Origin of the sequence: Actinoplanes sp. NPDC049316, from assembly GCF_040677315.1 — a bacterium.
In the GTDB taxonomy this organism is placed as follows: Bacteria; Actinomycetota; Actinomycetes; order Mycobacteriales; family Micromonosporaceae; genus Actinoplanes.
The window spans coordinates 81,259-102,029 of the sequence record NZ_JBFAQM010000026.1; the positions used below are offsets into that span (position 1 = coordinate 81,259).

Annotated in this window: 24 protein-coding genes; 6 read left to right on the forward strand and 18 right to left on the reverse strand. The window is 71.7% G+C overall.

The features are described from left to right. Positions 1-51: 51 nt before the first annotated feature. The 13 genes from AB0K03_RS30740 to proS form a co-directional block, all read right to left on the reverse strand. Positions 52-375 (reverse strand): DUF2469 domain-containing protein, encoded by a 324-nt coding sequence (locus AB0K03_RS30740; protein ID WP_364691932.1) that lies wholly within the window; start codon positions 373-375, stop codon positions 52-54. After that, the gene (locus AB0K03_RS30745) at positions 372-1,370 is read right to left on the reverse strand and encodes a ribonuclease HII (protein ID WP_364691935.1); all 999 of its coding nucleotides are present in this window, start codon (positions 1,368-1,370) and stop codon (positions 372-374) included. Before AB0K03_RS30745 ends, AB0K03_RS30740 begins: the two co-directional genes overlap by 4 nt. After that, positions 1,370-1,843 carry an NUDIX domain-containing protein gene (locus AB0K03_RS30750; RefSeq protein ID WP_364691937.1) on the reverse strand — a complete coding sequence of 158 codons (474 nt, stop codon included), beginning with the start codon at positions 1,841-1,843 and terminating at the stop codon, positions 1,370-1,372. The genes AB0K03_RS30745 and AB0K03_RS30750 overlap by 1 nt, the downstream gene beginning before the upstream one ends. 115 nt (positions 1,844-1,958) lie before the next feature. Beyond that, positions 1,959-2,609: a signal peptidase I gene (lepB, locus tag AB0K03_RS30755; RefSeq protein WP_364691940.1), complete on the reverse strand. Its 651-nt coding sequence runs from the start codon at positions 2,607-2,609 to the stop codon at positions 1,959-1,961. Then, on the reverse strand, positions 2,606-3,490 hold the full coding sequence (gene lepB, locus AB0K03_RS30760) for a signal peptidase I (RefSeq protein ID WP_364691943.1): 885 nt from the start codon (positions 3,488-3,490) through the stop codon (positions 2,606-2,608). Before lepB (AB0K03_RS30760) ends, lepB (AB0K03_RS30755) begins: the two co-directional genes overlap by 4 nt. Before the next feature lie 226 nt (positions 3,491-3,716). Beyond that, complete coding sequence (gene rplS / locus AB0K03_RS30765; protein ID WP_364691946.1) at positions 3,717-4,076, reverse strand: 50S ribosomal protein L19; 360 nt, start codon at positions 4,074-4,076, stop codon at positions 3,717-3,719. A 139-nt stretch (positions 4,077-4,215) separates the two neighbouring features. Beyond that, positions 4,216-4,980, reverse strand: coding sequence for a tRNA (guanosine(37)-N1)-methyltransferase TrmD (gene trmD / locus AB0K03_RS30770; RefSeq protein ID WP_364691948.1), 765 nt, complete (start codon positions 4,978-4,980; stop codon positions 4,216-4,218). A 14-nt stretch (positions 4,981-4,994) separates the two neighbouring features. Then, positions 4,995-5,555, reverse strand: coding sequence for a ribosome maturation factor RimM (gene rimM, locus AB0K03_RS30775; protein ID WP_364692059.1), 561 nt, complete (start codon positions 5,553-5,555; stop codon positions 4,995-4,997). 18 nt (positions 5,556-5,573) lie between these two features. Beyond that, positions 5,574-5,831, reverse strand: coding sequence for an RNA-binding protein (locus AB0K03_RS30780; RefSeq protein ID WP_014447131.1), 258 nt, complete (start codon positions 5,829-5,831; stop codon positions 5,574-5,576). Beyond that, positions 5,809-6,324, reverse strand: a complete 516-nt coding sequence (rpsP, locus tag AB0K03_RS30785) for a 30S ribosomal protein S16 (protein WP_364691950.1) — start codon at positions 6,322-6,324, stop codon at positions 5,809-5,811. Before rpsP ends, AB0K03_RS30780 begins: the two co-directional genes overlap by 23 nt. A gap of 178 nt (positions 6,325-6,502) precedes the next feature. Beyond that, positions 6,503-7,117: a hypothetical protein gene (locus tag AB0K03_RS30790; RefSeq protein ID WP_364691953.1), complete on the reverse strand. Its 615-nt coding sequence runs from the start codon at positions 7,115-7,117 to the stop codon at positions 6,503-6,505. Between the two features lie 43 nt (positions 7,118-7,160). Next, positions 7,161-7,814, reverse strand: a complete 654-nt coding sequence (locus AB0K03_RS30795; RefSeq protein WP_364692062.1) for a DUF402 domain-containing protein — start codon at positions 7,812-7,814, stop codon at positions 7,161-7,163. Next, positions 7,811-9,217 (reverse strand): proline--tRNA ligase, encoded by a 1,407-nt coding sequence (gene proS / locus AB0K03_RS30800; protein WP_364691956.1) that lies wholly within the window; start codon positions 9,215-9,217, stop codon positions 7,811-7,813. Before proS ends, AB0K03_RS30795 begins: the two co-directional genes overlap by 4 nt. Positions 9,218-9,292: 75 nt before the next feature. On the opposite strand from proS, the gene AB0K03_RS30805 reads away from it, so the two are divergent. Both AB0K03_RS30805 and AB0K03_RS30810 read left to right on the forward strand, forming a co-directional pair. After that, on the forward strand, positions 9,293-9,787 hold the full coding sequence (locus AB0K03_RS30805; RefSeq protein WP_364691958.1) for a SigE family RNA polymerase sigma factor: 495 nt from the start codon (positions 9,293-9,295) through the stop codon (positions 9,785-9,787). Between the two features lie 35 nt (positions 9,788-9,822). After that, positions 9,823-9,966, forward strand: a complete 144-nt coding sequence (locus AB0K03_RS30810; RefSeq protein WP_364691961.1) for a hypothetical protein — start codon at positions 9,823-9,825, stop codon at positions 9,964-9,966. Here the strand turns inward: AB0K03_RS30810 and AB0K03_RS30815 are convergent. The 4 genes from AB0K03_RS30815 to AB0K03_RS30830 form a co-directional block, all read right to left on the reverse strand. After that, positions 9,963-11,039, reverse strand: coding sequence for an amidohydrolase family protein (locus tag AB0K03_RS30815; protein ID WP_364691964.1), 1,077 nt, complete (start codon positions 11,037-11,039; stop codon positions 9,963-9,965). The two genes, AB0K03_RS30810 and AB0K03_RS30815, sit on opposite strands and share 4 nt — an antisense overlap. A gap of 24 nt (positions 11,040-11,063) precedes the next feature. Beyond that, positions 11,064-11,528, reverse strand: a complete 465-nt coding sequence (locus AB0K03_RS30820; RefSeq protein ID WP_364691967.1) for a Uma2 family endonuclease — start codon at positions 11,526-11,528, stop codon at positions 11,064-11,066. 61 nt (positions 11,529-11,589) lie between these two features. Then, the gene (gene ffh / locus AB0K03_RS30825; protein ID WP_364691970.1) at positions 11,590-13,149 is read right to left on the reverse strand and encodes a signal recognition particle protein; all 1,560 of its coding nucleotides are present in this window, start codon (positions 13,147-13,149) and stop codon (positions 11,590-11,592) included. Positions 13,150-13,213: 64 nt separating this feature from the next. Next, positions 13,214-13,453 (reverse strand): hypothetical protein, encoded by a 240-nt coding sequence (locus AB0K03_RS30830; RefSeq protein ID WP_364691972.1) that lies wholly within the window; start codon positions 13,451-13,453, stop codon positions 13,214-13,216. Positions 13,454-13,725: 272 nt separating this feature from the next. On the opposite strand from AB0K03_RS30830, the gene AB0K03_RS30835 reads away from it, so the two are divergent. From AB0K03_RS30835 to AB0K03_RS30850, 4 genes are all read left to right on the forward strand, one after another. Next, on the forward strand, positions 13,726-15,537 hold the full coding sequence (locus tag AB0K03_RS30835) for a stealth family protein (RefSeq protein WP_364691974.1): 1,812 nt from the start codon (positions 13,726-13,728) through the stop codon (positions 15,535-15,537). Between the two features lie 26 nt (positions 15,538-15,563). Further along, entirely contained in the window at positions 15,564-16,811 is a 1,248-nt protein-coding gene (locus AB0K03_RS30840) for a nucleotide sugar dehydrogenase (protein WP_364691977.1), read from the forward strand. Between the two features lie 5 nt (positions 16,812-16,816). Beyond that, positions 16,817-18,898 (forward strand): acyltransferase family protein, encoded by a 2,082-nt coding sequence (locus AB0K03_RS30845; RefSeq protein WP_364692065.1) that lies wholly within the window; start codon positions 16,817-16,819, stop codon positions 18,896-18,898. Positions 18,899-19,133: 235 nt separating this feature from the next. Continuing rightward, positions 19,134-19,625 (forward strand): CAP domain-containing protein, encoded by a 492-nt coding sequence (locus AB0K03_RS30850; RefSeq protein WP_364691980.1) that lies wholly within the window; start codon positions 19,134-19,136, stop codon positions 19,623-19,625. Between the two features lie 70 nt (positions 19,626-19,695). Here the strand turns inward: AB0K03_RS30850 and AB0K03_RS30855 are convergent, their stop codons facing one another. Continuing rightward, positions 19,696-20,733 (reverse strand): class I SAM-dependent methyltransferase, encoded by a 1,038-nt coding sequence (locus AB0K03_RS30855; protein ID WP_364691983.1) that lies wholly within the window; start codon positions 20,731-20,733, stop codon positions 19,696-19,698. Positions 20,734-20,771: the final 38 nt, after the last annotated feature.

The window sequence follows — 20,771 nt, forward strand, 5'->3', positions numbered from 1 at the left end:
CCCTAAGCTGCCGAAGCCGGACAGCCCTAAGCTGCCGAAGCCGGACAGCTCTCAGCCGCCGAAGCCGGCGTCGTCCGGCAGCGAGATGTCGGGCTTCTCGAGCTCCTCGACGTTGACGTCCTTGAAGGTCATCACGCGGACGTTCTTCACGAACCGGGCGGGCCGGTACATGTCCCAGACCCAGGCGTCGTGCATCTCCACCTCGAAGTAGACCTCGCCGTCCGAGTTGCGCACGTGCAGATCCACCTGGTTGGCCAGGTAGAAGCGGCGTTCCGTCTCCACCACGTACGAGAACTGGCGGACGATGTCGCGGTACTCCCGGTAGAGCTGCAGCTCCATGTCGGTCTCGTACTTCTCGAGATCCTCTGCGCTCATCGCTTCTCGCCCTCCATGGCCTCATCTTCCCCCACCGGCACCGGCGGCCGAGGCTGCTCGCCCGACGCCACGCCGACGGTACCCTCCAGCGCCGCCCGCAGCATCAGCGGCTCGGCGGAACCCCCACCCGAGCCGCGACGCGAAACGCCTTCCGAGCCCTCAAGCGAAACGCCCTCCGAGCCCTCAAGCGAAACGCCCTCCGAGCCCTCAAGCGAAACGCCCTCCGAGCCCTCGAGCAAAGCGCCACCCGAGCCGTCGAAGGAAACCGGGCCCGTCCCGTCGAACGGTGCGTCGAAAAGCGAGGGCGCAGCCGCGGCCGGACGCCGGGCCCGCGGCGGCCGGTTGACCCGCCCGGAAGCCGCCGCCACGTTCACGTATGAGAACCGGTGCTCCACGCACGGCCCGTGCGCGCTCAACGCGGCGCTGTGCTCGTCGGTGATGTACCCCTTGTGCACCGCGAACCCGTAGTCCGGGAACTGTCCGTCCAGCTCGACCATCAGCCGGTCCCTGGTCACCTTGGCCAGCACGCTCGCCGCCGCGACGCACGCCGCGACCCGGTCGCCCTTCCAGACCGCGAGGCCGGGGGCGCCGAGGCCGTCGACCGGGAAGCCGTCGGTGAGCACGTAGTCCGGGGTGGTCGTCAGCGAGGCCAGCGCGCGGCGCATCGCGGCCAGGTTGCACACGTGCAGGCCGCGGGCGTCGACCTCGGCGGGCGGGACGATCACGACCGACCAGGTCAGGGCGCGCTTGACCACCTCGTCGTAGACGCGTTCGCGGGCCGCCGGGGTGAGCAGCTTGGAGTCGGCGAGCTCGTCGATCTCGCCGCGTTTGCCCTCCGGCAGGATGACCGCGCCGGCCACGAGCGGCCCGGCGCAGGCGCCGCGGCCGGCCTCGTCGGCGCCGGCCACGTTCCGGAACCCGCGGCGCTGCAGCGCCCGCTCGAGGGCGTAGAGGCCGCCTTCGCGGCGGACGACGGTACGCGGCGGGGCGAGCATCAGAGACCTCCCGACGGTACGCCCGCAGCCGAGCACCGCCGCAGCAGATCGGCGAGCCCGACCGGGTAGATCTCCTCGTCCGAGGCCTCGATCTCGGCTACGGACCACCAGCGGTGCCCGATGATGCTGCGGCGCTCCTCGGCGTCGTGACCGGCGTCGTCGATGACCCATTCCGGCGGCCAGTAGGCGAAGTATTCCTGCTCCTGCCGGTACAGCCGGGCGTTGAAGCTGAACTCGGTCACCTCGCTGTGCACGGGCTCGCCGAGGTCGGCGGGGTCGACGCGCAGCCCGGTCTCCTCGAACAGCTCCCGCGCGGCCCCCTGAGCGGGCGTCTCGCCCTCGTCGAGGCCGCCGCCGGGGACGAGCCACCAGTGCCGCCCGGGCTGGGCCGGGTCACCGCCGTGCAGCAGCAGCGTGCGCCCGGCGGCGTCGATCAGAAGCACCCGTGCGGCGCGCCGGTCGATGTACGTCACCCGCCCAGCCTATTGCGCCGGACGTCGATCTTGGGCCCGGGTCCGGGCCCGCCGGCGGAGAGCGGCGCAGGCGAAGAGCGACGCCGGCCGCGAACGCCGACGGCCGCGAGCAGGGCTACTTGGCGGGCGCCGCGTCCGGGATGGCGTCGAACTGGTCGGGCACCGGCAACCAGGTGGCGCGGCTGACCGGCCAGAAGATGGTGAAGGCGCGACCGACCACCGAGTCGGCCTTGATCGTGGCCTCTTGGATGTTCTCGCTCTGTTCCCAGTGCTCCAGGGAGTCGCCGGAGGCGGAGCGGTGGTCGCCCATCACCCAGAGCCGGCCGGCCGGCACGGTGATGTCGAACGGCTCGTCCGCGGCCGGGTCCTGGTTGCCCTGCTCGTCCTTGTAGATGTACGGCTCGTCGAGCGAGTGACCGTTGACCATCAGGCGCTGCTGGGCGTCGCAGCAGACCAGGTGGTCGCCGCCGACGCCGATGATGCGCTTGATGAAGTCCTCGCCCTCGGTGCCGCTCTGCCAGTCGGTGGGCGCCTTGAAGACGATGATCTCGCCGCGGCGGGGCTCACGGAAGTCGTACACGAGCTTGTTGACCAGCACCCGGTCCCAGATGTTGAGCGTGTGCTCCATCGACGGCGACGGGATGTAGAACGTCTGCAGGACGAAGGCGCGCACCAGGAAGGCGACGAGGATCGCCACGCCCAGCAGGATGGGCAGCTCGCGCCAGAAGGACCCACGGCGCTTCTCGCCGGTCTGCTCGTCAATCACGAACGGAGCCTACGTCGCCGCGGCCGTAACCACAGTCCGGAACGCGCGGATACGCCGACACTTACGAGGAACGGCAGCATTGCCGCCGTGGTAACCGGATCGGGCCCGCGGGCCGGTTCGGCGCCCAGCGGACCGGCCCCCACCGGGTGCGCGGCGGCGTACGCCTTCCAGTTGTCGGGAACAGTGAGGCTGGTGAAGCGGCTGGTGGGCCAGACGACGACGAACGCCCGCCCGATCACGTTGTCGATCGGCACCGGCCCCTGACACCGCGCGTCCTGGGAGACGAGCCGGTGGTCGCCCATGACAAACATCTCACCTTCGGGCACCGTCACCTCGGCGAAGCGCCGGCTGCTGCACTGTCGCGGGTTCGGCGGCTGGTCGAGGGGGGAATTCTCCTCGACGTACGGCTCGTCGATCGGCTCGCCGTTGACGGTGATGCGGCCCTTGTCGTCGCAGCAGGCCACCTTGTCGCCGGGGAGCCCGATGACCCGCTTGATGAAGTCGCGTTCACCCGGGCGGCTGACACCGACGAGGTCGCCGATCGTCCGCCCGAGCTTCGCGCCGAAGGTGTTGCTGATGGGCTGACTGGGCTGCTCGGGCGCCCAGTTGTCGGTGCCGCGGAACACCACGATCTCGCCGCGGATGGGGTCGCGCATGTCGTAGACGACCTTGTTGACCAGCACCCGGTCGCCGACGAGCAGCGTGTTCTCCATCGAGCCGGAGGGGATGAAGAACGCCTGGACCAGGAAGGTGCGGATGAGCACGGCCAGGCAGAACGCCACCACCAGCAGCAGCGGAAGCTCCTGCCACAGCGGCATCTCCTTGCGCCGGATCACCCGTCCGCGGCGCCGCCCGGAGGAGGAGCCCCGGTACCCCTGCATCGGTTCCACGCTACGTCTCTCCCGCCGCCGTCCGGGCGACCCGCCCCGGATACAGCACTACCGCCCGGCCGGGCCCTCTCCGGGCGCTGTCGGGCGGTAGTGCGAATGGCCTACCAGCGCGGCGATCGCCGTGCCGGCGCTGATCCCATCCGTCACTGGCGCAAGCGTAGTTCGCCCGCGCAGCAAACGTCAGTCCGAGTGAATACGGCTCGGACCGGCACGGGGTTCAGCTGACGGTCTGCTTCTCGCGGAGCTCCTTGATCTTGGCCTTCTTGCCGCGGAGCTCGCGGAGGTAGTACAGCTTCGCGCGGCGCACGTCACCGCGGGTCACGACCTCGATGCGGTCGATCGCCGGGCTGTTGATCGGGTAGGTGCGCTCCACGCCGACGCCGAAGCTGATCTTGCGGACCTTGAAGGTCTCCCGCAGGCCGCCGCCCTGGCGGCTGATCACGACGCCCTGGAAGACCTGGACGCGGGAGCGGTTGCCCTCCACGACCCGGGCGTGGACCTTGAGCGTGTCGCCGGCGCGGAAGTCGGGAATGTCGGTGCGCTGCGACTGGGCGTCGAGAGCGTCCAGCGTGTTCATCGCTGCATCCTTGTGCTACTCAATGCGCACCGGGAGTTCGATGCGCGAATGGGTGATTCTGATCTTCCACGACGATCCCGCGGGACGACCGGAAGATCCTCGTCCGTCCACCACGGCGTGGCGACGAACGGCAACCTCCCTACTTTGCCACACCCGGCCCCGGGATCCGAAATCCGGCCTCGTCGAGCGCCGCCCGGTCCTTCTTGTCGAGCTTCTCCACGGGGTAGACCTCGAACAGGTCGGGCCGCCGGGAGGCCGTACGCAGCAACGACTGCGACCGGCGCCACCGCGCGATCCGGCCGTGGTCCCCGGACCGCAGCACCTCCGGCACGTCCATCCCCCGCCAGGACGCGGGCTTGGTGTAGACCGGCGCCTCCAGCAAGCCGGCGGCGTGCGACTCCTCGGTCAGCGACTCGGCGTTGCCCAGCACCCCGGGCAGCAGGCGCGTGACCGCCTCCAGGATGACGATGACCGCCACCTCGCCGCCGAACAGGACGTAGTCGCCGAGGGAGATCTCGCGGACCGGCATCCGGGTCGCGGCGTCGTCGATGACCCGCTGGTCGATGCCCTCGTAGCGGCCGCACGCGAAGATCACATGAGGCAGCGCAGCGAGGGCGGCGGCGTCCGCCTGGGTGAACGGCTTGCCGACCGGGGACGGCACGACGAGCGTCGCGGACTCCGAGGCGACCGCGTCGAGCGCCTGGCCCCACGGCTCGGGGCGCATGACCATGCCGGGGCCGCCACCGTACGGGGTGTCGTCGACGGTGCGATGCACGTCCGAGGTCCACGTCCGCAGATCGTGCACGGACAGGTCGAGGACCCCGGAGCCACGCGCCTTGCCGATCAGCGACAGGTCCAGCGGCGAGAAGTATTCCGGGAAGATGGAGATGACGTCGACGCGCACGGCGGGAACCCTACCTACAGGTCGAGCAGGCCCTCGGGCAGGTCGACGACGACGCGGCCGGCGGCCAGATCGACGGTCGGCACGATCGAGCTGACGAACGGGATGAGCGCGGTGCCGCCCGCGGCCTTCTTCAGCACGATCAGGTCGGAGGCGGGCGCGTGGTCGATGCGGTCGACCGTGCCCAGCTCGGCGCCGTCGAGGCCGACCACGGACAGCCCGACGAGCTGGTGGTCGTGGAACTCGTCCGGATCGTCCGGAGGCGGGACATCAGCGCTGTCGACCTGCAGGAACACTCCGCGAAGCGCCTCGGCGACGTTACGGTCGTGCACGCCCTCGAACTGGGCGATGACCCGGCCCTGGTGCCAGCGCAGCGACTCCAGGGTCAGCTTGTCCGGCACCCGGTAGGGGACGCCGGCGGCGGGCGCCGGGCCGGTGCTCACCCTGCGGTCCCGTGGGACCTCGGTGGCGAACACCGCCCCGGCGAAGAATCTCGCCTCTGGTTCATCGGTCCGGACGGTCACCAGAACCTCCCCACGGATGCCATGGGGCTTACCGATCTGACCGACTACCAGCAACATCGTGCGACGTACGCCTCAGTACGCGTCGACGATGTCGACGCGGATGCCGCGCCCACCGATCGACCCGATGACCTGACGCAGCGCCTTGGCCGTCCGCCCGCCACGCCCGATGACCGTTCCCAGGTCCTCGGGGTGCACGCGGACCTCGAGCCGCTTGCCGCGGCGCGAGTCGACCAGTCGCACCCGGACGTCGTCCGGGTTGTCGACGATGCCCTTGACGAGGTGCTCCAGCGCGGGCCGGAGCGCCCCGTCAGCTCGCGTCGGCGCCGGCACCGGCCGGGTCCTCTGCGGTCTCGGCGACGGCCTCGCGGTTGGGCTCGGCCGGGTCGGCGGCCTTGGTCTGGGCCGGCTTGGCCTCGGCGGCCTCGGGCGCGGCGGCGACCTTGGCGGCCTTCTTGGCCGGCTTGGCCGGGGTGTCGGCGACACCGGCGGCGGCCTTGGCCTCGGCCTCGTACGCGGCCTGGCGGTTGGCCTTCTCCGGCGCGACGAGCAGCGGCGGCGGGGCCGGCAGGCCCTTGAACTGCTGCCAGTCGCCGGTCTTCTCGAGGATGCGCTGCACGGCCTCGCTCGGCTGCGCGCCGACCGAGAGCCAGTACTGCACGCGCTCGCTCTTGACCTCGATGACCGACGGGTCATGCTTGGGCTGGTAGATGCCCACGTACTCGATGGCACGGCCGTCGCGCTTGGTGCGCGAGTCCGCGACGACGATGCGGTACTGCGGGTTGCGGATCTTGCCCATCCGCAGGAGCCGGATCTTTACGGCCACGGTTGTTTCGCTCCTGATGATTACGTGGGTGAGCCGACGGAACCCACGTGGGGATGCGGGACCGATGTCTCGTGGACTGGCGACGCGATCAGGGTTAGAGGGCGCCTCACGCGTGCCGGATACCAGCAAGCCATTCTGCCAGACGACCGGCGCTCGCTCCCAATCGGGCCGGAAGCGCTCAGCGCAACCGCCGCAGCGAGCTGCTGAGCGCCTCCGACAGCGTCCGGAACGCCACGTCCGCGGGCATCTCGGGCTCGTCCGGGGAGACGACCAGCTCCACGTCGATGAGCAGGTTGGAGTCGCGAGCACCGATCCGGTAGCTCGGGAAGTCGCCGCTCTGCTGAAGAGTGAACGCCTCCTCGCCGACGCCGGCGAGGTCGTGCACGTCACCCTTCTCGTAGATCGAGCCGCCGGCGTTGTCGCGGTGCACGGCGTGGTAGACCTGCGCGACGGGCGCGTAGGGGTAATGCGTGATCGTGACCACTCCCTCGGCGCGTGGCGTGACGCCGTCCGCCCGGGTGACGGAGAAGCGGCACCGGTGATCCGTGCCCTCGCCGGACCGGTCGCCCAGGGCTGGGTCCGCTGACGTGGGCGGCTCGATCGGGCCCTTCAGCACCGCCAGGACCGGCTGGACGTCCACCGCGGGGCAGACGTCGGCGGCGAGCGCGGGATAGCGGGCGTCGGCGAGGCCGCGGCCGGCGTGGTACGCGTACGCACCGCCGGCCACCAACGGCAGGAGGGCGAGCCAGGAGGCGGTGCGGCGCGGCGGCCGGGGCATCGGGTCCCAAGTCACCGGGGCAGCGTACGGATCCCGGCGGCGCGCCGCTGCCCCGTTGTCAGGGGCGAGGAATCGGTGGGCGGTCCCAGCCCGGCGGCACCGCCGCGGGGACCGGCCACGACGGGTCCGGCTGGAAGTCGGTCCAGGTGCCGTCGAAGGGGAACTCCCCCGCCTCGATCCGTTTGACCACCCGCCGGCCCTCGGCGCGTACGGCGGCCTCGTCGCGGACCCAGTAGTGCTCCGGGAAGGCGAGGCGCTCGGTGAACTCGTCCTCGTCCTTCCACTCCCAGGTGCGGTCCGGGCGTACCACGATGTCGAGGTCCTGGTCGATGACGTCCACGCCGGCGACGTGGCCGTCGTCCCAGCGCAGGGCGCGCTCCTCCAGGTTGACGTACCAGTTGCTGAAGCGGCCGCCGGCGTCGCGGAAGAACCAGACCGAGTGGTCGGCGTCCGGCGGGATGAACTTGAGCAGGCCGGGGCCCTGCCAGGTGGCCGGGACCACGCGGTAGTCGAGCCCGATCCACTCGGCGAACGGCATGTCGCGGATGCCGCGGCCGTCGGTCGCCTCCTCGACGACCACGGCCGAGCCGCGGGCCAGCCAGAGCAGTAGCCCGCGCTCGTCGTCGGAGATCACCCGGCAGGGGCGTACGGACGCCAACCGCGGCCCGTCGATGTTGCGATAGAGGACCGTGCGGCCCGGGGCGAACATCAGTACGCGCGCGCCATGATCGCGACGACGTCCGGCTCTTCGTCCGACTCCGGCACGGAGCCGTCGGGGCGGATGAGGCAGCGGACGGTGACCGCCTTGCCGTTCGCCTCGGCCTCGCCGTCGGTGCCGACCGCGGACCACGGCACCCGGGCCCAGCCGGTCTGCGCGGCCTCGATGGCGTCGCCCAGCGTCTTGACGTCGACCGTGCGCTCCTCGCGGTGCGCCAGCGCGGCGTCGAACAGCCGCTGCTGGTCCTCCTCGAGCGCGCGGGTCACCAGGCTCACGACCTCGCCGAGCGCGACGGGGGTCTTCGTGCCGTCGACGCGCCGGGCCACCACCGCGTTGCCGGCGGCCAGGTCGCGGGGACCCACCTCGATGCGCACCGGGATGCCCTGCAGCTCGGCGTCGACCGCCCGGCGCCCGAACGGCACGTCGGCGCGGTCGTCGAGCTTCACCCGTACGCCCGCGGCCTTGAGCTCGTCACGCAGCTTGGCCGCCGCCTCGGTGACGCCCTCACCGGCCTTGACCACCATGACCTGGGCCTGCACCGGCGCCAGCCGGGGCGGCAGCCGCAGCCCGCTGTCGTCGCCGTGCACCATGATCAGCCCGCCGATCATGCGGGTGGTGCTGCCCCACGAGGTGGTCCAGGCGTGCTCGACCGTGCCGGCCTGCGACGTGTACGTGATGTCGAACGCCTTGGCGAAGTTCTGCCCGAGCTCGTGCGAGGTGCCCATCTGCAGGGCCTTGCCGTCGCCCATCATGGCCTCGAGGGTCATGGTGTTGGTGGCGCCGGCGAAGCGCTCGCCCTTGGTCTTGCGGCCCGGGACCACGGGGATGGCGAGCAGGTTGACCATGAAGTCCTCGTAGACCGAGTGCAGGATCCGGCGCGCGTAGTCGCGGGCGTCCTGCTCGGTGGCGTGCGCGGTGTGCCCCTCCTGCCAGAGGAATTCGGTGGTGCGCAGGAACGTGCGCGGCCGCAGCTCCCAGCGCACGACGTTGGCCCACTGGTTCAGCAGCAGCGGAAGGTCGCGGTACGAGTCGATCCACTTGGCCATGAACTCGCCGAAGATCGTCTCGCTGGTGGGGCGCACCACGATCGGCTCGGCCAGCTCCTTGCCGCCGGCGTGGGTGACCACCGCGAGCTCCGGCGAGAAGCCCTCGACGTGCTGCGCCTCACGGCTCAGGTAGCTCTCCGGGATGAACAGCGGGAAGTACGCGTTCTGCGCCTCGGCTTCCTTGATCCGGGCGTCCATCTCGGCCTGCATGCGCTCCCAGATCGCGTACGCCGCCGGTCGGATGACCATCGTGCCGCGCACCGGGCCGTTGTCGGCCATCTGCGCCTTGGCGATGAGGTCCTGGTACCAGCGGGGGAAGTCCTCCGCACGGGGAGTGAGCACGCGAGCCATGAGGCAGCATCCTAGCCGCGCCTCCCGCAACCACCCGGGCGGGCATCCCGTGTCTGTGGATGAGAGGCGGTGTTCATGAGTCGAGAACGGGCGGACGCGTTCGACGCGTTCTACCGGGACACGTCGCGGCGCCTGCTGCGGTACGCGTACGGCCTCACCGGCGACCCGGGTGAGGCACAGGACCTCGTGCAGGAGGCGTACGCGCGGGCGTGGCAGCGGTGGCGGCGGCTGGCGGCGTACGAGGACCCGGAGGCATGGCTGCGGCTCGTGGTGAACCGGCTGTCGACGGATCGGTGGCGGCGTCTGGGCGTACGGCGCTCCCACCCGGCGGCCGCGCCCGTTCCCGTCGCCCCGCCGTCGGAGGACACCGTCCTGCTCGTACGCGCCATGCGAACGCTGCCGACGGCGCACCGGCGCGCGCTCGCGCTGCACTACCTGCTCGATCGTTCGGTGGCGGACATCGCCGCAGAGACCGGGGCGTCGGTGGGGACGGTGAAGTCGTGGCTGTCACGGGGGCGGGCGGGGCTGGCCGCCGGATCTGGCGGGACACGACCCCGGCCGGTTGGCTGACCGCGGACCGGCTGATCACGCTCCCGCCCGGCGGTGTGCTCACCTCGGTCTCCGCCACCGACGGCCGGGTCCGGCCCCTGGGGACCGTCCCGGTCAACCCGGCGTCGTGTGCGCGGACCGCCGACCGGCTGGCCTGCGCCACCACGACCGGCCTGCGGCTCTGGGCGCTGCCGGGTTAGCGGACCACGCGGCCCTTCAGGATGATCCGCTCCGGCTCACGGACCACGCGCAGGTCGGCGCGCGGGTCCTCGGCGTACACGACCAAGTCGGCGAGCCCGCCCTCGACCAGCCCGGGGAAGCCCAGCCACTCGCGGGCCCGCCACGAGGCCGCGGCGAGGACGTCCTCGGCGGGGATGCCGGCCTCGTGCAGCAGCAGCATCTCCTCGGCCGCGAGGCCGTGCCGGATGCCCCCGCCCGCGTCGGTGCCCACGTAGATCGGGACGCCGGCCTCGTGCGCGGCGGCCACCACCGACGGGAACCGGTCCCGCAGGGCGATCATGTGGTCGGCGTACCCGGGGAACTTGGGCCGGGCCTGATCGGCGATGCCGCCGAAGGTCCTGATATTGATCATCGTCGGGACCAGCGCGGTCCCTCGCCGGGCCATCTCGTCGATCAGGTCGACCGACAACCCGGTGCCGTGCTCCACCGAGTCGACGCCGGCGCGCACCATCTGCGCGACCGCCTCCTCGGAGAAAGTGTGCACGGCGGCCCGCGCCCCGGCGGCGTGCGCGGCCTCCACGGCCGCGGCCATCGTCGCGGCGTCCCACGACGGCGCCAGGTCACCAACGGACCGGTCGATCCAGTCCCCCACGATCTTGACCCACCCGGTCCCGGCCTTCGCCTGCGCGGTCACCGTGTCGACCACGTCATCGGCGTCCACCTCGACGCCGATGTCCCGCAGATACCGCCGGGTCGGCGCGACGTGCCGGCCGGCCCGGACCAGACGCGGGATCTCCGGCTCGTCGTCCAGCTGCGGATACGGGTACGGCGACCCGGCGTCACGCAACGCCAGCACCCCGGCGTCCCGGTCCTCGGCGGCCAGCTCGCGGGCCTCGTCGACGCTCTCGATCGGCGTGGCCCCGTACCGGATGCCGAGGTGACAGTGCGCGTCCACGAGACCGGGCACGATCCACCCCTCGGCGGCGACGGTCTCGGCCCCGGCGACGGGCTCGTACGTCACCCGATCGCCGACCAGCCACAGGTCCCGGACCTCACCCTCGGGCAGAACGACGCCCCGCACATGCAAAGCCATGCGTCAGTCCTACCCGATCACGCGCTACTCCCGCTCGCGGGCACGGACTTGGTCGCGGCGCTCGGTCCAGGCGCGCAGGTCGAGAGTCACCTCCCACGGCCGATCGAAGCGCAGCGTGCCATCGGTCTCGATGCCGCAGCGGTAATCACCGTCGTCGCCGAGCAGGAACTCGGTGAAGGTCACATGCTTGCGCATCGGATCGACGATCCAGAACGTCGGCACGGCGGCCGCGGCGTAGAGCTGAGCCCGCTCGTAGACCTGCGCGACGCGAAACGATGACGAGGCGAGCTCCGCGACGAGCACCACATCGAGCGCGGGCACCGGCGAGGCGGTGGCGGCCTCGGCCTTGAGCACCGCGACCGCGGGGACGTGCCGACGAGGGCCGGCGGAGATGGTGACGTCCAGGCTGACGAGCAGGTCGTCCGGACAGTTCCGCGCGAGTGCGTTGCACACCTCGACGGCCACCGAGCGGTGCAGAGCTGTGGTCACGGCATCCTCCCATCACGATGCCGTGACCATACTAGTCAAGAGTCCAGTTGTCTCCTGACTATCAGCGCTTGTCGTCGTCGCGCTTGGGGTTGGAGAGCTTGTTGAAGTCGAGCTTCGGCAGCTTGAAGCCCGGCGGCAGGCCCTGCCCGCCCGCCAGGGCGTTCGGGTCCATGCCCGGCGGGAGCTGCGGCATGCCGCCCGGGAAGCCCGCCGGCATGCCGGCGCCGCCCACGCGGGGCCGGTTGCCGCCCTTGGTGCCCTTGCGCTTGTTCTTCGGGCTCTTGGTGGCCTTGCGCCGGCCGGCGCCGGGCAGGCCCATCATGCCGCCCATCTGCTTCATCATCTTCTGCGCGTCGGCGAAGCGGTTGAGCAGCTGGTTGACGTCCATGACCGTGACGCCGGAGCCGTTGGCGATGCGGGCGCGGCGGGAGCCGTTGATGATCTTCGGGTTGGTGCGCTCGCCGGGGGTCATCGAGCGGATGATCGCGGTGACCCGGTCGAAGTGCTTGTCGTCGAGCTCGGCCAGCTGGTCCTTCATCTGGCCCATGCCCGGCATCATGCCGAGGATGTTGGCGATCGGGCCCATCCTGCGCACCGCGATGAGCTGGTCGAGGAAGTCCTCCAGGGTGAACTGCTCGCCACCGAGCAGCTTGGAGGTCATCTTCTCCTTCTGATCCTCGTCGAAGGCCTGCTCGGCCTGCTCGATGAGGGTCAGCACGTCGCCCATGCCGAGGATGCGGCTGGCCATCCGGTCGGGGTGGAAGACGTCGAAGTCCTCGAGCTTCTCGCCCGTGGACGCGAAGAGGATCGGCTCGCCGGTGACGTGGCGCACCGACAGGGCCGCGCCGCCGCGGGCGTCGCCGTCGAGCTTCGACAGGACGACGCCGGTGATGCCGACCCCGTCGCGGAAGGCCTCGGCCGTGCTGACCGCGTCCTGGCCGACCATCGCGTCGATGACGAAGATGACCTCGTCGGGGTCGACCGCGTCGCGGATGTCGCGGGCCTGCTGCATCATCTCGGCGTCGATGCCGAGGCGGCCGGCGGTGTCGACGATGACGATGTCCTTGGCCGCGCGCCGGGCGTGCTCGATCGAGTCCTTGGCGACCTGGACGGGGTCGCCGACGCCGTTGCCGGGCTCGGGGGCGTACACGTCGACGCCGGCCCGGCCGCCGAGGACCTGGAGCTGGTTGACCGCGTTGGGCCGCTGCAGGTCGGCCGCGACCAGCAGCGGCTGGTGGCCCTGGCCCTTGAGCCAGCGCGAGAGCTTGCCGGCGAGCGTGGTCTTACCGGAACCCTGCAGGCCGGCCAGCATGATCACGGTCGGCGGCTGCTTGGCGAACTGCAGCCGCCGGCCCTCGCCGCCGAGGATGCCGATGAGCTCCTCGTGAACGATCTTGATGATCTGCTGGGCGGGGTTGAGCGCCTGCGAGACCTCCGCCCCGCGGGCGCGTTCCTTGAGGCTGGCGATGAACGCCTTGACCACCGGCAGCGCGACGTCCGCCTCGAGCAGCGCGAGACGGATCTCGCGCGCGGTGGCGTCGATGTCGGCGTCGGTGAGCCGCCCCTTGCCCCGGAGCTTGGTGAAGATCCCGGAGAGGCGGTCGCTCAAGGTGTCAAACACGGCACAACTTCCCGTTGGTCGGTGGGGAGGAGATGCCAGCAAGCCTAGCCGCCCGCCGGAACGCTCACCGGTTGCGCATCCGGTACGTCTTCGCCGCCGCCTCGATCCGCCGCTGCGTCCGGGTGCCCGGGGCGAGTCCCTTCTTCGCCTTGCCGTACAGGTAGACGCCGCCGCCGACCACGATCGCCCCCACGATCAGGTACGAGAGCGCGCCCACCAGCGCGTGCAGGAGCGCCACCGCGACCCAGCCCACGACGATGACGCCCGCGACCATCGCGACGAGGTATGCCACTGCCTTGCCCATGTCGTCCTCCTCCGGTTGCCCGTTGTCCACCATGCGCCCGGCGCGCAAGCGAGCGCATCAGGGCGGCCCCGTAGGGGTGGGTCCCGGCCGTTCACCCGCGCCACACCCAAGATCCGCGGTATACCGCTGATATCAGGCGTTACTCGGCATAGCACAGATGTCCGGAAAGCCGACATCGACCGCAACCAACCGGCAGATCCCGCCGTTGAGGCACAGGAACCGGGCGGCTGACGAATTCGGCCCCGAACGACATCCGGCGGAAGGACGAGCTCGTGCCCCTACGGCGGATCCTGCGACTGGCGCCCTGGGGGGTGCGGTCCCGAGTCCTGCGCTCCGTGCAGTTCCGGCTGCTGCCCCGGGTCGCCGAGGAACGACGACTCGGTGTGGCACGGCGGCTCGTGCCGCTGTCGCCGCCCCCGAAGCTCACCCACGGCGGCGGCGACGCGCCGACCATGCGCGTACGGACGGCCCGCGGGCGCGTGACGGCTCAGCGCGACCCGGCGGCCAGCCCGGTGGGCGTACGACGGCAGAACCTCGACCGGGTCGTCGCCGCGCTGGACGAGGCCCGCATCGACTGGTTCCGCATCCCCACCCGGGCGTTGCGCACCACCGCGGTGGCCGTACGCGCCGCCGACCGGCCCGCCGTGGTCCGGCTGCTCGGGGAGCTGACCGCGACCACCGACGGCCTGCTCGACGTCGTGAAGCCGCGCCGGGCGAAGAAGCCGGCCGCCGCCGACGTGGTCAAGGCGTACTGGCCGGTCACCGACCCCGAGGGCAGCCTGGTGCTCGGCGCCGACCTGGGGTGCGAGATCGAGTTCTGGGTCGAACGCGACGGCGTGCTCGCCGGGCCGCGGCACAACCCGATCGCCGACGTCATTCCCCTGGACGAGCCGGTGGTGGACGCCCCGGAACCGGCGTTCGGCCCGTTCAGCTCGCCCGCCGACCGGACCCCGTACCGGACCCGGGAGATCTTCACGCTGCCCAGCCCGGACCGGATCGGCTTCCCGATCGACGTGGTGTACACCTGGGTCGACGGCGGCGACCCGCAGTGGCAGGCCCGCAAGGCCGCCGCCCTCGGGGAGAACGGGTGGCTGGACGAGGCCAGCCGGCTCGCCTGCAACGACGCCCGCTACACCTCGCGGGACGAGCTGCGTTACTCCCTGCGCGCCCTGCACTGCTTCGCGCCCTGGGTGAACCACGTGTACCTGGTCACCGACGACCAGGTGCCGGACTGGCTGGACGCCGCGTACCCGGGGATCACGGTGGTCAGCCACCGGGAGATCTTCGGCGACACCGGCCGGCTGCCGACCTTCAACTCGCAGGCGATCGAGTCGCGGCTGCATCGCATCCCCGGGCTGAGCGAGCACTTCCTCTACCTCAACGACGACGTGTTCCTGGGCCGGCCGGTCGCACCCGACCTCTTCTTCACCCCGGGCGGGCTGACCCGCTTCTTCCCGTCGAACGCGCAGGTCGACTCCGCGCCGCGGCGCCCCGACGACCCGCCGGCGGACTCGGCCGGCAAGAACAACCGGGAGCTCATCCGCGAGGCGTTCGGCCGGGTGCTGACCCGCAAGATGATGCACACCCCGCACCCGTCGCGGCGCAGCGTCATCGCGGAGATCGAGCAGCGCTTCGGCGAGTACGTCGACGCGACCGCCTCGCACCAGTTCCGCCACCCCGACGACATCGCGCTGCTGTCGTCGTTGCAGCAGTACTACGCGTACCTGACCGGGCGGGCGGCGCCGGGGACGATCGCGTACTCGTACGCCGACCTGGCCAACCCGGCGACCCCGTTCAAGCTCGCCGGCCTGCTGCGCCACCGCGACCTCGACGCGTTCTGCCTCAACGACACCGACTCCGACCCGGCGGTCGCGGCCGAGCAGGCGGCGCTGCTCAACGAGTTCCTGCCGGCGTACCTGCCGTTCGTGTCGCCGTACGAGCTGACCGGCCCGCGCCGCGCGCCGGCCGCGGTCCTGACCCAGGTCGACCGCGGCCCGGCCCTCGCATCCGAGCGGGCGCCGGAGGTCGCCGTGCCGGCTCAGCCGGCCGGTGGCCCGGCCGCCACCAATTCGCCCGTCGCCTGACGGGCCCTGCAAAGGAGAACTCTCTCGTGAGCTTCGACGTCGTCATCCTCGGCCTCGGGTACGTGGGGCTGCCGCTGGCGCAGCAGGCCACCCGGGCCGGCATGTCCGTGCTCGGCTTCGACGTCAACGCGGGCGTGGTCGAGGCGCTCGGCGCCGGCCGCTCGCACGTGGACGACCTGTCCGACGCCGACGTGGCCGAGATGGTGGCCGGCGGGTTCCGCACCACCACCGACGAGACCCGCATCGCCGAGGCGGACACCGCGGTCATCTGCGTGCCGACGCCGCTGTCCGAGGGCGACGGCCCGGACCTGCGCGCCGTCATCGGCGCGACCGAGGCGGTCGGCCGCAACCTGCGGCCGGGCATGCTGGTCGTGCTGGAGTCCACGACCTACCCGGGTACGACCGACGACGTCGTGCGCCCCCTGCTGGAGAAGCTGTCCGGGCTGACCGCCGGCGTCGACTTCCACGTGGCGTTCTCCCCGGAGCGCATCGACCCGGGCAACGAGCGGTTCGGCGCGCACAACACCCCGAAGGTCGTCGGCGGCTACACCTCGGCGTGCACCGACCGGGTGGAGGCGTTCTACGGCCGGTTCATCCAGACCGTCGTGCGCACGCGCGGCACCCGTGAGGCCGAGACCGCGAAGCTGCTGGAGAACACGTACCGGCACGTGAACATCGCGCTGGTCAACGAGATGGCCCGGTTCTGCCACGAGCTGGGCATCGACCTGTGGGACGTCATCCACGCCGCGTCCACCAAGCCGTTCGGCTTCCAGGCCTTCTTCCCCGGTCCCGGGGTGGGTGGCCACTGCATCCCGATCGACCCGAACTACCTGAGCCACAACGTGCGCAGCAAGCTCGGCTACCCGTTCCGCTTCGTGGAGCTGGCCCAGGAGATCAACGCCACGATGCCGGCGTACGTGGCCCGCCGCGCGCAGAACCTGCTCAACGCCGACGGGGTGGCCGTGCACGGCGCGAAGATCCTGCTGCTCGGGGTCACGTACAAGCCGAACATCGCCGACCAGCGCGAGTCGCCGGCCACGCCGCTGGCCCGCCACCTCGCGTCGCTGGGCGCCGTGCTGACCTTCCACGACCCGTACGTCACCGAGTGGAGCGTGCCGCGCACCGACGACCTGGAGGGCGCCGCCGCGGCCGCCGACCTGGTGATCCTGGTGCAGCACCACCGCGAGTACGACGCCGACCACCTCGCGGGCATCGCCAAGCGCTTCTTCGACACCCGCGGCGTCACCACCAGCCGGGAGGCGCACCGGCTGTGACCGAGATGAGCATCGCGCCCACCGCGCCTCCGCCTCCTCAGCACCGCGCCGGCAAGCACGCGGCACGCGCCCGGCCGGCGGCCCCGCCGGCCGGAGCACCCCGGCACCGCCGCGACATCGAGGGGCTGCGCGCGGTCGCGGTGCTCCTCGTGGTCGCGTACCACTGTGGTCTGCCGTTGATCTCGGGCGGCTACGTCGGCGTCGACGTCTTCTTCGTCATCTCCGGCTTCCTCATCACCGGACTGCTGCTGCGCGAGGCGCGCGGCAGCGGCACGGTGTCCATCCCGCGGTTCTACGCCCGCCGGGCGCTGCGTCTGCTGCCCGCCTCGACGGTCGTGGTGGTGGCGACGGTGGCTGCGGCCGCGTTGTGGCTACCGCCGCTGCGGCTGAGCGCGATCCTCTCCGACGCGCTGCACACCACGATGTACGCGATGAACTACCGGCTCGCGGCAGTCGGCACCGACTACCTCAACGCCGACGCGGAACCGTCGCCGTTGCAGCACTTCTGGTCGCTGGCGGTCGAGGAGCAGTTCTACCTCGTGTGGCCGCTGCTGATCCTGCTGTTCGTCCGCAGCGGCCGCGCGCGCCGGCTCGGCACTGTGCTGTCCGTCCTGACCGTGGGCTCGCTGGCCCTGTCGCTGTGGCAGACCCAGCAGAACGCCGGGTGGGCGTACTTCGGGGCGCACACCCGCGCCTGGGAGCTGGGCGTCGGCGCGCTGCTCGCCGTCAGCGCGGTGAAACTGCCGCGCTCGTTCGTCCCGGCCGGGCTCGTCGCCATCGCCGTCTCGGCCGTGCTCTACACCGCCGAGACGCCGTTTCCCGGGTACGCGGCCCTGCTGCCGGTGCTCGGGGCCGCCGCGGTCATCGCCGGTGGCACCGACCGTCCCGCCGGGGTGCTGGGGCTGCCGGCGCTGCAGGCCGTCGGGCGGCTGTCGTACTCCTGGTACCTCTGGCACTGGCCGGTGCTGCTGATCGCGCCGTACGCGGTGGGCCGCCCGCTCGCCACGTGGGAGAACGTCCTGGCGGCGCTCGGCGCCCTGGTGCTGGCGGCGCTGACGTACGCGCTGGTGGAGAACCCCGTACGCCACCTCGCCGCGCTGCGCAACCGGCCGTGGCGTGGCATCGGGGTGGGTCTGGGGCTCTCGCTGCTGGCGGCCGGGCTCTGTTTCGCCATCACCGCCGCGGCGACGCAGCTGGGCGGCGCGAGCGACTACCGGGCCACCGCGCTGGATCCGAAGACGTTCGACCCCGTCGACCTCTCGGCCGAGATCGCCGCGAGCGTGGACGCCCCCGCGGTGCCCGCCAACCTCACGCCGCCGCTCGACAAGGCGATGAAGGACAAGCCGCGCTATTACAGCGAGGGCTGCTCCGGCGCCTTCGACGACGCGACGGTCAAGAAACCCTGCGCGTACGGCGACCTGAACTCCCCCACCACGGTCGTGCTGTTCGGCGACTCCCACGCGGGACACTGGTTCCCGGCGCTCGAGGCGGCCTCGCTGCAGCGGCACTGGAAGCTGGTCGTGGTGACCAAGAGCGCGTGCACGGCGGCGGACGGCATGATCTACCTGCCGCAGCTCAAGCGGCAGTTCACCGAGTGCGTGCAGTGGCGCCACGACGCGTGGGACTACGTCCGTTCCCTGCACCCGGCGAAGGTGGTGCTCGGCTCGACGTACCCGAACAACGAGCTGCTCGGCGTGACCGGCTCGCAGGACGACGCCTGGGTCGCCGCGTGGAAGCGGTCGATCCGCGCGCTGTCGGCGCCCGGCACGGACGTCTACTTCATCAGCGACACCCCGTGGCAGAACGGGCCCACGCCGGAATGCCTGTCGGCGCACCTGGACCACCCGGCGGAGTGCGGGCGCAGCCGGGAGGGCGCGCTGGCCGAGCCGGCCCGGCGCAAGCTCATCGCCGCGGCGGCCCGGGCGGAGGGCGCGACGGTCATCGACCCGGTGCCGTGGTTCTGCACCGCGACGACGTGCCCGCCGATCGTCGGCGACATCCTGGTCTACCGGGACCAGCACCACGTCACCACCGCGTACAGCCGGCTCCTGGCCCCGCAGTTCGGAGCGGCGCTGGCGTCGTCCTGACGCTCGGGAACCCCGCGTGAAGAGGCCCGGCGGTCATCCGCCGGGCCTCTTCGCACCCGTACGGCAACCGTACGGCGACCACTGTCGTGACCGGAGCGCGGCAGGCACCCGGGCAGCAACTCACCCCTCACTCCAAGGCACCTGAAAGGGCATCAGCGCACCCCGCAGGACTTCCGAAGGGAATGGCGTACCTGGCGAACAAGCGCCGGGGCGGAGTTCTCCGAAAGGCTGTCCCGTGCCGAAGACCCTGGTCCGTCGCCTCGCCACCCTCGCGCTGATCCCCGCCGCGGCCGTCGCCGGCCTGATCACCGTCGCGGCTCCGGCCGACGCCGCCGTGGTCTCCACCTCCACGCTGCAGACGCAGGTCGTCAAGTTGTCGAACCAGCAGCGCGTGAAGGCCGGCTGCCGGGCGTTGCGGGTGAACGCCGATCTGCTCTGGGCCGCCCGCGGCCACAGCAAGTACATGGCCACCACGGGCGTGTTCAGCCACACCGGCTCCCGCCGGTCCACGTTCATCACCCGGGCCCGGGCCGCCGGCTACACCGCCGCGCGCAGCGAGAACATCGCGTGGGGCTACCGCAGCGCCGCCGAGGTCGTCAACGCGTGGATGCGTTCGCCGGGTCACCGCCGCAACCTGCTCGACTGCGGCGCCAAGACGTTCGCCGTCGGCGTCGTCTACTCCGCCAACGGCACCCCCTACTACACCCAGGACTTCGGCTCCCGCTAAGCCTTTCCCTCCCCCGAAAAAGGCGACCGGCCGGCATGCCCCCGCATGCCGGCCGGTCGTCTTTCGTGTGTCAGGCGGGTACGGCAGCCCCGCTGCGCGAGTACGACATCACGGCGTGCCGCCCCAGCCGCTGCGGCTCGGCGGTGAGGCCGGTGACGGTCTCGGTCCAGCGGCGTACGGCGTCCTGCTCGTCGGGGCGGTTCGCGTCGTCGAGCACCACCGTGGCCACCGACGCGAGCCGGCTCGCCAGCGCGTGCATCGCCGGGTACCGCGCGTCCGGCCCGGTGGCCGCCGGCGGGCCGTCGATCAGCAGCAGGTCGATGCCGCGCAGGTCGGCGAGCTTCTCCACGTCGTACCAGCGGTAGTTCTTGCCGTCCACGACCAGGTCGCTCAGCGGCGCGGTGCGCACCTCGGCCACGCCGGTGAGGCCGTGCGCCGCCAGCTGATCACGGGTACGCGCGGCGTACTCGGCGTCGTGGTCGAGCGACACCAGCCGGCCGCCGGACTTCTCCAGCGCGTACGCCAGCCACACCGTCGAGGTGCCGCTGCCCAGCTCGACCACCAGCTGCGGGCGGCGCAGCCGCACGATGTGCAGCAGCTCGAGCAGCTCCGTCGGGTTGAGCGCGAAGTCACCCGACGAGGGCATCGGCGCGCGCGGCGTGAACTCGCCGAACAGCTGGAACATGGCCTCGATCTCCCGGCTCTGCGCCCGCAGCAGCAGGTCCGTGCCGTGGCCGTTCTGCCGCAGCCCGCGGGTGAGGCTGCGGGTCAGCTCCTGGTGCCGGTCACCGGCGGCGAGCCGTTCCTTCTCCACGGCGCCGACGACGCGGCGCTGCATCTGCTCGACGACCACGCGCAGGTCGCGGTTCGCGGCCTGGTTGGCCCGGTACAGCCCGCCCATCCACCGCGACAGGTGCAGGATGCCGAGCAGCACGCCCAGCAGCAGCACGGCGACGAGCGATGTGGCGAGGCCCTGATGCCCGGTGCCGGCCGCGGCCCAGATGCCGGCGACGACCGCCAGCACCACCATGAGGACAACCGCCTGCGGGCGGGTCAGGCTCCGCAGCCGGACCGCCAGCCGGCCGCCGACGCTGGTCAGGCCACTCATCTGCGCAGAACCTCCGTTGTTCGCCGTCTTCGACACGT

Coding starts and splice junctions, on each gene's coding strand:
- AB0K03_RS30740 (WP_364691932.1), bottom strand. CDS start 375: ATGAGCGCAGAGGATCTCGAGAAGTACGAGACCGACATGGAGCTGCAG.
- AB0K03_RS30745 (WP_364691935.1), bottom strand. CDS start 1,370: ATGCTCGCCCCGCCGCGTACCGTCGTCCGCCGCGAAGGCGGCCTCTAC.
- lepB (WP_364691943.1), bottom strand. CDS start 3,490: ATGCAGGGGTACCGGGGCTCCTCCTCCGGGCGGCGCCGCGGACGGGTG.
- rplS (WP_364691946.1), bottom strand. CDS start 4,076: ATGAACACGCTGGACGCTCTCGACGCCCAGTCGCAGCGCACCGACATT.
- proS (WP_364691956.1), bottom strand. CDS start 9,217: ATGGCTCGCGTGCTCACTCCCCGTGCGGAGGACTTCCCCCGCTGGTAC.
- AB0K03_RS30805 (WP_364691958.1), top strand. CDS start 9,293: ATGAGTCGAGAACGGGCGGACGCGTTCGACGCGTTCTACCGGGACACG.
- AB0K03_RS30815 (WP_364691964.1), bottom strand. CDS start 11,039: ATGGCTTTGCATGTGCGGGGCGTCGTTCTGCCCGAGGGTGAGGTCCGG.
- AB0K03_RS30830 (WP_364691972.1), bottom strand. CDS start 13,453: ATGGGCAAGGCAGTGGCATACCTCGTCGCGATGGTCGCGGGCGTCATC.
- AB0K03_RS30845 (WP_364692065.1), top strand. CDS start 16,817: ATGAGCATCGCGCCCACCGCGCCTCCGCCTCCTCAGCACCGCGCCGGC.
- AB0K03_RS30855 (WP_364691983.1), bottom strand. CDS start 20,733: ATGAGTGGCCTGACCAGCGTCGGCGGCCGGCTGGCGGTCCGGCTGCGG.